The following is a 12,668-nucleotide window of genomic DNA, read 5'->3' as shown; positions in this document are numbered from 1 at the left end:
GCATGGTGAAAATTTGGAAATATCATTTATTATATTTTTTTGAGACTATTTAAGAGCATAAAATTTAAAAGGAAGAAGGTACTAGTATGATGAAAGAATCATTATCCTTGAGTAATTTTAATGAAATGAAAATAATACTAGATAATATATTTAATGAAATAATTATAGTTGATAATAGTAACAAAATATTCTTTATCAATGAATCAGCTAGTATTCTTTTCGGTTTAGATTGCAAAAGTAGTTTGGGTAAGGATATTAATAAATTAATACAGGATTCGGAACTGTCTTATTTTCTATCAACTAAAAAAGAAGAAGTTAAAAAGCCTATAGTTATTAATGAATTAAGTTTAATATTAAATGTTATACCTATATATAATGGTGAAAATTTAGAGGGAACAATACTGATTTTCAATAATATAACCAATTACAATGAACTTCTTCATAAGCTTGATGAAGAGAAAAACAGTAGTGAAATATTAAATACTGTAATTGAGACAGCTTATGATGGTATGGTGATTATAGATAAGAATGGAATAATCACCATGATGAGTAAGGCATATAAGGACTTTTTAGGAATAAAAAGTGAAGATGTAATAGGTAAACATGTAACTGAAGTTATAGAGAATACAAGAATGCCAATAGTACTTGAAACAGGGAAAGAAGAAGTAGCACAGCTTCACAGGATTAAAGGAAATTATATGATCGCCTCAAGAATACCTATAATTAAAAATGGAGAGGTTATTGGGGTTGTAGGAAAGGTATTATTTAGAAACGTAAAAGAACTAAATAGTCTTTACAAAAAGATAAGTGCTATAGAAAAAGAATTAGCCAATTATAAATCAAGATTTAAGGAATTTAATACAGCTAGTTACTCCCTTGAAAACATTATAGGTGAAAGTGAGGCTATTTGCTCAGCTAAGGCTATAGTGAAAAAAGCAGCTCATACTAGTTCAAATGTACTTATTTTAGGAGAAAGCGGCACTGGTAAGGAAATCTTTGCACATGCTATACATTCAGAGAGTAGTCGTTATGAGGGGCCTTTTGTTAAGGTTAATTGTGCAGCTATTCCAAGTGATTTGCTTGAGTCAGAACTATTTGGATATGAAGCGGGGGCTTTTACAGGTGCAAGAAAAGAAGGGAAAATCGGAAAATTTGAAATCGCAAATGAAGGTACAATATTTTTAGATGAAATTGGAGATATGCCACTTCATATGCAGGTGAAACTTCTAAGGGTAATTCAAGAAAGAGAAGTTGAAAAGATTGGTGGAGTTGCAACCAGGAAGATTAACATAAGGATAATTGCAGCTACTAATAGAAATCTTGAAAGATTAGTCTCTGAGGGTAAGTTTCGTGAAGATCTATATTACAGGCTCAATGTTGTAACAATTGAAATACCACCTTTAAGAGAGAGAGGAAATGATATTATACTTATATCTAATCATCTCATCAAAAAACTTTCAGTGAGTTTAGATAAGAAGGTTAAAGGAATGACAAAAGAGGCTGAACAATATCTTAAAACCTATGAATGGAAAGGTAATGTTAGAGAACTAGAAAATATGTTAGAGAGAGCAATTAATATTATGGGAGATAGTGATGTAATTGGTGTAGATGATTTACCTAAAGAAATTACAGGTAAAAAAACATCAATAATTCCTAAAAAGCTTCAGGACATCTTAGAAGAAAGTGAAAAGAATGCTATTATTCTTGCACTTAGAGCAGCAGATGGAAATAAAACAAAAGCAGCAAAAATTTTAGATATAGGTCGTACTAGTTTGTACGAAAAAATAGAAAAATATAAAATAGAGAAGTAGTTGTACGGAGATTCGTACAACTACTTTTTTTATTTATTATAATTGTTCGGAAGAACGCACACTATGTAAATGTTTACTTAAATTAATGTACGGAAATGTGAACATAAAATTTGAGTTTTATAAGATTTGTATACCTTTAAAGCAGATAAGACCCTTTATTTACGTTTATTTTATCTCTGAAGCTTTGGCATGAATGTTGCTATATAAATAAGTGAAAGCGAACTTATTAATAAATATTACACTTTTACTTTATGGAGTATATGAAAAGGAGGAGAAAATATGAGCAAGGTAATGTTGGCGGAACAAGCAATCTCCTTAATAAAAAATGGAGACACAGTGGCAGTAGGCGGCTTTATAGGTATTGGACACCCTGAGGGAGTTACGAAGAAGCTTAAAGAAATTTATCTAGAGAAAGGTGCTCCAAATAACTTAACTCTTGTTTATGCAGCAGGTCAAGGAGATGGGAAAGAAAAAGGCTTAAATCATTTAGGACAAGAAGGTCTTCTTTCTAGAGTAATAGGAGGACATTGGGGGCTGGCTCCTAAGGTTCAAGAGCTAGCAATTAAGAATAAGATAAAAGCTTATAATCTTCCTCAAGGAGTAATATCAAGTCTCTACAGAGATATTGCAGCAGGAAAGCCAGGAACAATTACTCATGTTGGTTTGAAAACTTTTGTAGATCCAAGGGTTGAAGGCGGAAAATTAAATGATTTTACTACTGAAGATATTGTAAAGGTTATCGAGATTGACGATAAAGAGTATCTTTACTATAAAGCTTTTCCTATAAATGTAGCAATAATTAGGGCTACTTACGCAGATGAGGAAGGGAATGCCAGTCTTCAAAAAGAAGCTGCTACGCTTGATGGACTTTCAATGGCTCAGGCAGCAAAAAATTCTGGTGGAAAGGTTATCCTTCAGGTTGAAAAGATAGTATCAAAAGGAAATTTAGATCCAAGACTTGTAAAGATTCCAGGAATACTTGTAGATGCTGTGGTTGTAGCCAATGCAGAAGATCACATGCAGACCTTTGCAGAAGCTTTTAATCCGGCTTTCTGTGGAGAAATAAAAATGCCAGCAAATTCTATAAAATGTCTTCCGATGGATGAAAGAAAAATAATAGCTAGACGTTGTGCTATGGAGCTTGTGCCAAATGCAATTGCAAATTTAGGAATCGGAATGCCAGAGGGTATTTCTATGGTTGCAAATGAAGAAAATATAGGTAATACCTTGAGACTTACAATTGAGTCGGGGCCAATTGGAGGAATACCAGCTGGTGGTCTAAGCTTTGGAGCAGCGATTAATCCAGATAGTATAATAGATCAATCCTCTCAGTTTGACTTTTACGATGGTGGAGGCTTAGATGTAGCATTTTTAGGACTAGCCCAATGCGATGAAAAAGGAAATATCAATGTAAGTAAATTTGGTCCTAAGATAGCTGGTTGTGGCGGTTTTATAAATATAACTCAAAATGCAAAAAAGGTTGTTTTCTGTGGAACCTTTACTGCAGGAGGTCTTAAGATTAATATTTCTGATGGTAAGCTAATCATTGATAACGAAGGTAAATCAAAGAAATTTATCAAGGATGTTGAGCAAATCACTTTCAGTGGAGATTATGCAAGAGAAGTAAACCAATCAGTTCTTTATATAACTGAAAGAGCAGTTTTTAGGTTGACCAGTGCTGGAGTTGAGTTAGAAGAAATAGCTCCGGGAGTAAATCTAGAAAAAGATATTCTGGATCAAATGGATTTTAGACCAATAATATCACAGAATTTAAAGCTCATGGATGAAAGAATCTTTAAAGATGAAATTATGAATCTCAAGTAATTTATAAATGTGAAAAATAACTATGGTTAGAAAAAGTGGTTGTTAAATGAAAAAATAATAAATAAATGGAGGTTTTATATATGGCGGTTATAGGTATTTTATTAAGCTTAGTATTGTTAATGGTTATGGCTTATAGAGGATTCTCAGTTATTGTGTTTGCACCTATATTTGCAATTGCTGCAGCTATATTTTCTGGAATGGCAGTAATGCCAACCTATACGGAAATATTTCTACCTAACTTAGGTAATTACGTAAAGGTTTACTTTCCGTTCTTCTTATTAGGTGCTGTATTTGGAAAAGTTATGGAACAATCCGGTGCAGCAAAATCTATCGCTAAATTTATAGTTGAAAAATTGGGTAAAAAGCGTGCTATGTTATCTGTAATTTTATCAGCAGCCATTTTAACTTATGGTGGTGTAAGTCTTTTCGTTGTTGCATTTGCAGTGTATCCATTTGCCGCAGCAATATTTAAAGAAGCAGATATTCCAAAGAGACTTGTTCCTGCTACTATAGCAGTTGGTGCTTTCACATTTACTATGGATGCACTTCCAGGAACCCCTCAGATTCAAAACTCTATACCAATGAAGTTCTTTAACACAGATCTTTATGCTGCTCCTATATTTGGAACCTTAGGTGCGATTATAGTTTTAGTATGTGGTGTATCTTATCTTGAGTGGCGTAAACGTACAGCTCAAGCAAATGGAGAAGGCTATGGAGAAAATCATAAAAATGAGCCAGTGCTTGTTGAAGATGGAAGTTTGCCAAATCCATTTATATCAGCCTTACCATTAATATCTGTACTTGGAGTGACTTTGATTTTACAAAAACTAGTATTCCCTAAATGGGATATAGTTTCTTGGGTTACTAAAGCTCCTTATAATATTCCACAGGCTAGTGTTGTAGGTTCAATGAATAACTGGGCTTTAATGATTGCACTTGTTTTTGGTATTCTCCTTGCAATTTGTATCAATCCAAAGCGTATGAAAGGTAATTTAGCTTCAGCAATCAATGCTGGTGCAGTTGGATCGCTACTAGCTGTTATGAATACAGCATCAGAAGTGGGCTTTGGTAATGTTATAAAAACTTTACCAGGATTTCAATCTATAGCTCATGCTTTAACTAATATTAATCCAAATGGTAGCCCATTACTTTCAGAAGCAGTAACAGTAAATGTGCTTTCAGGAGTTACAGGTTCTGCGTCTGGTGGAATGAGTATAGCACTTGATACTTTTGGTAAGCAATATTTAGGTTGGGCAAATACTGCTGGAATTAATCCACAATTACTTCATCGTGTTGCTGCTATGGCTTCAGGTGGAATGGATACATTGCCTCACAATGGTGCAGTTATAACTCTACTTGGAATTGCAGGATTAACTCACAAACAATCATATAAAGATATTTTTGTGATCACTTGTATTAAGACAGGAACTGTATTTGTATTAATAGCTTTACAAAGCATATTACATTTTGTTTAATAAGGAGCTTGCTTACTAGTTCATAGATGAAAAGTTATTATATAAGGAGGAATTGAAAATGAAGGGCTTAACTATAAAAGAAATAAATATTGGTGATAAAGCATCTTTTCAAAAGACCATTACAGAAACTGATGTTTACTTATATGCTGGTATAACAGGAGATTTAAATCCAGCTCATATAAATCAAGTTGAGGCAGAAAAAACAATGTTTCAAGGAAGAATTGCTCATGGCATGTTAACAGCTGGTTTAGTATCAGCGGTACTTGGAATGCGATTGCCAGGACCAGGTTCAATATATCTTGGACAAGAACTTAAATTTGTTGCTCCAGTGAGAATAGGAGATACAATTAAAGCTGAAGTTGAGGTTATAGAGAAGCGTGAAGATAAGAATAGAATAAAATTAAGTACTATATGTACAAACCAAGATGGTGTTGAAGTACTGATAGGCGTTGCAACTATAATGCCGCCTAAATAAAGACAAGTTATCTAAAAGCAGTGTGAATCTTAAATGAATAAGATTCACACTGTTTTTTTTGTATTAAAGTTAAGTGAATTTTATTAATCCAATCTTTATTTTTATTCTTTATGGAGCTTTAATAAACAGCTTCGATAAAAATTAAATATAATTATTTGTTAGTTTTCAGTTATAATAATTATTTAAGTAGGTGACTTTTAAAATACAAAGTCAAATTAAATGTTCTGACTTATTAGAAATTGCTTTATCTTTTCTTTTGTATCTGTCCCAGCCAAAGGTGTAAATATACTCATTCGTAAGCTGGTATTATCGGCAACCAATAAACTTGTTTCTTCAAAATCTAACTTGCCTAAGACTGGGTGAATAATGCTTTTAAATCGAGTATCCTCTGTTTTAACATTATGCATTGACCACCATAAATCAAATTCTTTACTTTCGCGTTTAAGTTCACTTACCAATTCTTCGATCCAAGGATCGTCTATAAATTTACTGTAGACAGAACGAAATCTTGCAATCATCCCTTGTGCGGCAGAGCTCCAATCAGTAAATGTTTTTTTGAAATCTTCATTTGTAAACATAATTCTGAGAATGTTGCGCCTATAAATATTGATTTTACCGTAATTCAAGGAGAGCTTTGAAGCAGCATTATTCCACGCAATCACATTTAAACGAACATCCATAATTAGTGCGGGAGAAAATTCTAAGCTGTCCAGAACATGCTGCAGCATCGGGTCAACAGATTCATCGTAATTTGGAAAGCTCGTTGGTGGTGCTTGACCGGCAAGAGTGTAAAGATGTATGGTCTCCTGCTTATCGAGCATCAAGGTTCTTGCTAAACTCTCAAGCACTTGTGTAGATACCTGTATAGGACGTCCTTGTTCAATCCATGTATACCATGTTAAACCGACCCCTGAAAGAGTAGCAACTTCCTCACGTCTAAGACCAGGAGTTCGGCGGCGTGTACCTTCAGGTAAGCCAACTTGTGAGGGTAATATCCTTGCTCTACGAGTTTTCAGAAAATCTCCAAATTCTTTATATCTTTGTTTTGAATTATCCATAGAATTTATAGCCTTTCTTTATGGTAGTAGTAATAATACTAGTATAAATACACTCCTATTACTAGTATAAGACAAATGATAAGATAAGTACAAATTTAAGTTTATAACTCATAGGAAGGATAAAAGTTTTCTGAATTATAAAAGCATCAGAATTGTATTAATATCTAACTTGAGGTAGCAGTACTTAAAGTCAGAAAGAACAACAGTCTTAAAAAGATGATAACTATTAACCGATCGAAAGGGGTAAAAAAATGCAAAAAAGAGAAATTGTACTTGTTACTGGAGGGTCAGGCTATATCGCAACATATATCATAGCTGAATTACTAAAGAAGGGTTATTCCGTTCGAACCACCGTTCGTTCGTTTAAACGAGAAGAAGAAGTTCGAGAAGCATTAGCAGAGCTCGGACAACCTACTAATAAAGAGTTGCAGTTTTTTGAAACAGATTTAACAAAGGATGCTGGTTGGGCAGCTGCTGTAGCCAATGTAACTTATGTGCTACATGTGGCATCTCCTCTCCCATCAGTTATGCCAAAAGATGAAAATGAACTGATTATACCAGCTAAGGAAGGAACCTTAAGGGTATTACGAGCAGCTAAAAATGCTGGTGTCAAAAGAGTAGTCATGACTTCAGCTTTTGGTGCTGCGGGTATGGGGTACACAACTGCTAGAAATGATTATACATTTACTGAAAAAGATTGGAGTAATCTTGCTCATGACACCAAACTTAATGCTTACTATAAAAGCAAAACTCTTGCTGAAAAAAGCGCTTGGGAATTTATTAAGAGAGAGAGCGGAAATTTGGAACTTACAACTATTTTGCCGGTAGCAGTTATGGGGCCTGTTATCGCTAAGAAAGCCACTGGCTCTAATCAATTAATAGGAATGATGTTATCAGGTCACTTACCAGGATTTTTTGACTTGTATTTTCCTATAGTTGATGTACGTGATTTAGCTAAGGCTCACATATTAGCATTAGAAACACCTAGTGCTGCTGGAGAACGTTTCATTATTTCTAACAATCAGTCCATATCTATGAAACAGTTAGGGATGATTTTAAAGAATAATCTTGGTGAAACAGCTAAGAAAATACCAAATCGAACAATTCCTAGTTTTATATTAAAATTTGCGGCCCTTTTTAGCTCAATGGCTAGGTACACTAGTTCAGATTTAGGAATTAATTATAAAATGAGTAGTGATAACGCTTGTAAAATCTTGAATTGGAAACCAGACTACAGTGTTGAACAAACAATTATTGAGACAGGAAAATCAATAATTGAAAAAATATGATATAAGATCAACAATACATATTGAAATAATGAATAAGTATTTATAAGAAAATAAGGTTGGAGATATCAACAATCTCCAACCTCAATAAAATAAAATCTATTTTAAATATAAAATTTATTTCAATATATCAGCAACAATATGATCTGCAGTCAAATGATATCTCTTATATAGCTCATTCATAGGTACACCATCAGTGAATTCCTTATGAGCACCATAATTGAAAACTCTCATCTTTGTAGGACCAAAGAATCTAGATATCTTTTCTCCAAAACCCCCATTTAATAGACCATCTTCGAGAGTAATCACAGTATCATGGTTTTCTAGTAGGGAAGTAAGTAGTTCTTCATCCACTCCAGTAATAAATCTTGGGTTAATTAAAGTAGGAGTTATCCCTTGCTTTTGTAACTCTTCAGACACTTCTTCAGCTAGATTAAAGAAGTTTCCAAGACCTATAATTGCGACCTTTTCTCCTTCTGTAACTTTCTCAAATTTATTTAACTCGTAATTTAAAGAAAGTTTGGTCTTTAATTCTTTAATTGGAGAAGAGGATATTCTTATAGCAACAGGAAAATCCTTTTGTTCCATTGCCCAATCTATCATAGCTGTTACTTCTTCCTTATTAGCAGGTGCTAAGTATACTAAATTAGGAATATTGCTCATCATTGGTATATCAAATATTCCAAGGTGAGTTGCATCGCTGCCAGAGATTCCTGCATTTTCAACCATGATTATAGCAGGATTATTGTTTATGCATAAATCCTGTGATATTTGGTCATAGGTTCTTTGGATAAAAGTACTTGGGAAGAAAGCAAAAGGTTTCATTCCTTGTGAAGCGAGGCCTGAAGCAAAGGCAATAGCATGTTCTTCTGCAATTCCTACATCAAAATATCTGTCAGGATGATTTTCTCTAAATTCTACTAGATCAAGAGCGCCAGGAACCGCTGCATTTATTACAACAATTCTATCATCCTTTTGAAGTTTTTCAGTAATATGATTTATAGTAACTCTTTTATAGTTTTCGCCAGAATTTTGAACAAAAGTTTTTCCAGTCTCAATATCAAATGGCATAGACCAATGGAATCTTTCTTTATTTTCTTCGGCATGTGAGTATCCATTACCTTTAACTGTGTGGATATGTATAACTATAGGTTCATTTATATCTTTAATCTTTTGTAATTCTTCTATTAAAACATTAACATTATTTCCTTCTTCAATATAAACATATTTAAAGCCTAAAGCCTTGAATATATTAAGTTCAGCTTCTCCCTTTGTCTTTCTAAGTAAAGCAAGGTTACCATAAATTCCACCATGATTTTCAGCTATAGACATCTCATTATCATTAACGATTGTAATAAAGTTTGATTTAAATTCAGCAACATTGTCTAAGCCTTCAAAAGCTTCACCACCACTTAAAGAACCATCGCCAATTATTGCAACTATGTTTTCTTTGGTTCCTTTAAAGTCTCTAGCTTTTGCAAGACCAGAGGCTAAGCTTACAGAAGTTGAAGTATGACCTATAGTGAAGAAGTCATGCTCACTCTCCTTTGGAGAAGTAAAACCAGTTACAGTTTTATATTTATCTTCAAAAAGAAAAGCATCTTTTCTTCCAGTCAATATTTTATGTGCATAAGATTGGTGACTTACATCCCATACAAATTTGTCTATAGGAGAATTAAATACATAATGTAAGGCTACTGTTAGCTCAACAATTCCTAAATTTGGACCAAGATGTCCACCTGCCTTACTAACTTTATTTAATATAGAATTTCTAACTTCTGAGCATAAAGTGTTAAGTTCTTCAGTAGTTAGTTTTTTTATATCAAGAACATTTGATATTTTATCTAATATATTTGCCACGTTTTTACCTTCTTTCGTATGAACTAAATTTAGTTTTATCCAAGAAAATATGAATAAATATCATACTTATACTAGCACTTAGAGTTAACTATAAGTCAAGAATTTTTTGTTCAACCAGTTTTTGCAATCAAAAAAGTACTTGACCTAAAGTTAGGTTCAGGTATTAGGATAAAATCATAGCACTTCAGTTGAGTAATTAAAAAAGTATAAGACGTTCAAAATGAGTGCGATAAACAATGTACATTTTGGAGGCGATATCAATGAATAATTTAGAAGAATTAAAAGCAGGGACTGTATTTCCTATGGGAGAAGAAAATAAAATGTTTGAGAAGTATTTTATAGGAAAGAGCTATTTAAACATGCTGACTATGGAAAGAATCGGAATCGGTAATGTAACCTTTGAACCAGGATGCCGAAATAATTGGCATATTCATCATAAGGGGGGCCAGGTACTTTTATGTACAGCAGGCAGAGGTTATTATCAGGAATGGGGAAAAGAACCACAAGAATTACATGCAGGAGATGTGGTTAATATTGCACCAGAAGTAAAGCATTGGCATGGAGCTGCACCAGACAGCTGGTTTGCACATCTAGCAATAGAAGTTCCAGCAGAAGGTGCTTCTAATGAGTGGTTAGAGCCTGTATCTGATGAAGAATACAGAGGGTTGAAATAGTTAGAATAAATACAAAGCTTAGCAATGGAAAGGAAATGAAATTATGAAGAAACAAACAGCAGGTAGAGATGCCCTTGGATCATTTGCACCGAAATTTGCGGAACTAAATGATGATGTTCTTTTCGGCGAGGTTTGGGCAAGAGAAGATAAATTATCATTAAGAGATCGCAGTATCATTACTGTAACAGCATTGATGTCAAAAGGAATACTGGATAGCTCTTTAAAATATCATATTCTTAATGCCAAGAATAATGGTGTCAGTGCTGAAGAAATGTCAGAAATAATTACCCATTTAGCGTTTTATGCAGGATGGCCTAATGCGTGGGCAGTATTTAGGTTAGCAAAAGAAGTATACGAAGAGTAGTGATATGTATTTTACGTTACCTCAGACTGATAGTCTGGAGGAATTACTTGCCAGTTATGGGTCTAGTTCCATAGCTGGCATATATTATTTATATTGCATATTTTTAATATCAGTTATTATATTCATAATGTCCGTATCAAAGCATAAGCTTTTGTGTACAATTTTTTTATCAACTTCTGGATAGTCCATGTTCAATCTAATAAGAACAGCATCAGGATGCTTTAGTGTAATTCTTTCAAAGGGCCATCGAATAATACTAGGAGTATTAAAACCAACTCCTAACTCTAGGAGCACTAGTTTTCCATCCATTGAATTATTAACAAAATCTATATAATTCTTTTTTTTTATCATGTGTGGAGCTTCTATAAAAGTATCATCCACACGAAGGTTTTTAGACATGAATGAGCCACATTTAGGGCAGTGTGGTATATCTTCTTCTAAAACTTCAAACTTGTCAGTATCCATATTGGCAATCATTTTATCAATCAGAACTTTATTATCATAAAGTTCGTCACTACAAGGTTTATCGCATTGAAAAAGACCGTAATCCCCTTGAGGAGCAAATATATTTTCCTTATCAAATCCAGCTTTAATAAATTGTCCATCTACATTTGTTGTTATAATAAAATGATTTTTATGCTCTAATATTTCAAATAAATCTAGGTATGGCTTTAGTGCTGGTGCCTCATAACGTATCTTATTAATGTGATTGGCCCAGTATGCCCAGAAATTTCTTTTGTTTGAAGCATCTACATTCCAGTAGAACGAGATTGCTTCACCGATTGTATCAATATCAATCTCTGAAAGCTTTGGAAACCATTTCTTAAATAGCTGACTATCACCATAATTTAATCCTCCAGCTGCTGAAAGACCAGCTCCAGCGCCTACGAGAATATAATCAGCTTCTTGAATAAGTTTGGCTGCCTTATTTATATTATCTAAATAGATTTGCGTATTCATTATAATCCTCCCTTGTAAATACATTGAAAATAATTCTATGGAACCTGTCCGGGTTTGCTTTAAGCCAGTTACAAACTGTCTCAAGTGCTATTTGTGAGGCAATATTATTTGGAAACCTGAATTCTCCTGTAGAAATACAGCAAAAGGCAATTGTTTTAATATCTTCATACTCATTAGCCTTATTTAGACATGAAGTATAGCAGGATGCAAGAAGTCTGCAATCTTCCTCAGATAAATTATCATATATAATAGGACCAACGGTATGAAGTACATATTTACTTGGAAGGTTGTATGCCTTTGTGATTTTAGCATCACCAGTAGGTTCATCAAATCCTTGTTTCTCCATAATTTCATTACACTCAAGCCTTAATTCTATGCCAGCAGCTGAATGTATAGCGTTGTCTATACACCTATGCATAGGAACAAAACATCCGAGAAGCTTTGAATTAGCAGCATTAACTATAGCATCTGCAGCTATAGAAGTAATATCTCCCTGCCATAGTACTAATTTTTCAGAAAAAGATATTTTTGTTCCTTCAAAAACCTCATATGTGGTAGGTAGTTTGTATGGATCAACTGGATTTTTCTCCTTAGTTTCCTCCGCTAATAATTCATCCTGTAATTCAAGGATATCTGAATCTATTGGTTCAGCATCTCTTATATTCATTAAAGCTCTGAGAAGCTCTCTTTTTTTCATATAATCAGAGGGAGTATCTTTAACTTCTATTTCTCTATTTTCAGCTACGAGATATTTTACCAATTTATTTAAAACTTGTTCTTTTTTCATGGTAATCTCCTTAATGATAGCAAAAGTATAGGCTTTCATAGAAAGTACTATTATTTTATTTTTCATTATATCTTTTATTACTATTTTTAATCTT

11 protein-coding genes are annotated in these 12,668 nt (G+C 33.5%); 7 read left to right on the top strand and 4 right to left on the bottom strand.

Going from position 1 to position 12,668, the window contains the following annotated elements; genetic code table 11:
- Positions 1-86 precede the first annotated feature (86 nt).
- The 4 genes from bsdtw1_RS16275 to bsdtw1_RS16260 all read left to right on the top strand — a co-directional run bounded on the left by bsdtw1_RS16275 (position 87) and on the right by bsdtw1_RS16260 (position 5,585).
- Positions 87-1,811, top strand: a complete 1,725-nt coding sequence (locus bsdtw1_RS16275) for a sigma 54-interacting transcriptional regulator (protein ID WP_183278611.1) — start codon at positions 87-89, stop codon at positions 1,809-1,811.
- Positions 1,812-2,090: 279 nt separating this feature from the next.
- Positions 2,091-3,635: an acyl CoA:acetate/3-ketoacid CoA transferase gene (locus bsdtw1_RS16270; RefSeq protein WP_183278610.1), complete on the top strand. Its 1,545-nt coding sequence runs from the start codon at positions 2,091-2,093 to the stop codon at positions 3,633-3,635.
- A gap of 80 nt (positions 3,636-3,715) precedes the next feature.
- Positions 3,716-5,110, top strand: a complete 1,395-nt coding sequence (locus tag bsdtw1_RS16265) for a GntP family permease (RefSeq protein ID WP_183278609.1) — start codon at positions 3,716-3,718, stop codon at positions 5,108-5,110.
- 58 nt (positions 5,111-5,168) lie between these two features.
- Entirely contained in the window at positions 5,169-5,585 is a 417-nt protein-coding gene (locus bsdtw1_RS16260) for a MaoC family dehydratase (protein ID WP_183278608.1), read from the top strand.
- Between the two features lie 215 nt (positions 5,586-5,800).
- Here bsdtw1_RS16260 and bsdtw1_RS16255 read toward each other — a convergent pair whose 3' ends face one another.
- The gene (locus bsdtw1_RS16255; RefSeq protein ID WP_183278607.1) at positions 5,801-6,643 is read right to left on the bottom strand and encodes a helix-turn-helix transcriptional regulator; all 843 of its coding nucleotides are present in this window, start codon (positions 6,641-6,643) and stop codon (positions 5,801-5,803) included.
- Positions 6,644-6,894: 251 nt separating this feature from the next.
- Here bsdtw1_RS16255 and bsdtw1_RS16250 point away from each other — a divergent pair, with 251 nt between their 5' ends.
- Complete coding sequence (locus bsdtw1_RS16250; RefSeq protein WP_183278606.1) at positions 6,895-7,932, top strand: SDR family oxidoreductase; 1,038 nt, start codon at positions 6,895-6,897, stop codon at positions 7,930-7,932.
- A 114-nt stretch (positions 7,933-8,046) separates the two neighbouring features.
- Here the strand turns inward: bsdtw1_RS16250 and bsdtw1_RS16245 are convergent, their stop codons facing one another.
- The gene (locus bsdtw1_RS16245) at positions 8,047-9,789 is read right to left on the bottom strand and encodes a 1-deoxy-D-xylulose-5-phosphate synthase (RefSeq protein ID WP_183278605.1); all 1,743 of its coding nucleotides are present in this window, start codon (positions 9,787-9,789) and stop codon (positions 8,047-8,049) included.
- 302 nt (positions 9,790-10,091) lie between these two features.
- On the opposite strand from bsdtw1_RS16245, the gene bsdtw1_RS16240 reads away from it, so the two are divergent.
- Both bsdtw1_RS16240 and bsdtw1_RS16235 read left to right on the top strand, forming a co-directional pair.
- The gene (locus bsdtw1_RS16240) at positions 10,092-10,463 is read left to right on the top strand and encodes a cupin domain-containing protein (protein ID WP_371874758.1); all 372 of its coding nucleotides are present in this window, start codon (positions 10,092-10,094) and stop codon (positions 10,461-10,463) included.
- A gap of 43 nt (positions 10,464-10,506) precedes the next feature.
- Positions 10,507-10,827 carry a carboxymuconolactone decarboxylase family protein gene (locus tag bsdtw1_RS16235; RefSeq protein WP_183278603.1) on the top strand — a complete coding sequence of 107 codons (321 nt, stop codon included), beginning with the start codon at positions 10,507-10,509 and terminating at the stop codon, positions 10,825-10,827.
- Between the two features lie 84 nt (positions 10,828-10,911).
- Here the strand turns inward: bsdtw1_RS16235 and bsdtw1_RS16230 are convergent, their stop codons facing one another.
- Both bsdtw1_RS16230 and bsdtw1_RS16225 read right to left on the bottom strand, forming a co-directional pair.
- On the bottom strand, positions 10,912-11,787 hold the full coding sequence (locus tag bsdtw1_RS16230) for an SIR2 family NAD-dependent protein deacylase (protein WP_183278602.1): 876 nt from the start codon (positions 11,785-11,787) through the stop codon (positions 10,912-10,914).
- Positions 11,762-12,574, bottom strand: a complete 813-nt coding sequence (locus bsdtw1_RS16225) for a protein-ADP-ribose hydrolase (protein ID WP_183278601.1) — start codon at positions 12,572-12,574, stop codon at positions 11,762-11,764. Before bsdtw1_RS16225 ends, bsdtw1_RS16230 begins: the two co-directional genes overlap by 26 nt.
- Positions 12,575-12,668 lie beyond the last annotated feature (94 nt).

This window comes from Clostridium fungisolvens (assembly GCF_014193895.1).
GTDB classification, from domain to species: domain Bacteria; phylum Bacillota; class Clostridia; order Clostridiales; family Clostridiaceae; genus Clostridium_AR; species Clostridium_AR fungisolvens.
The sequence above is the reverse complement of the archived record's forward strand: the minus strand, read 5'-3'. Positions and strand labels throughout refer to the sequence as shown.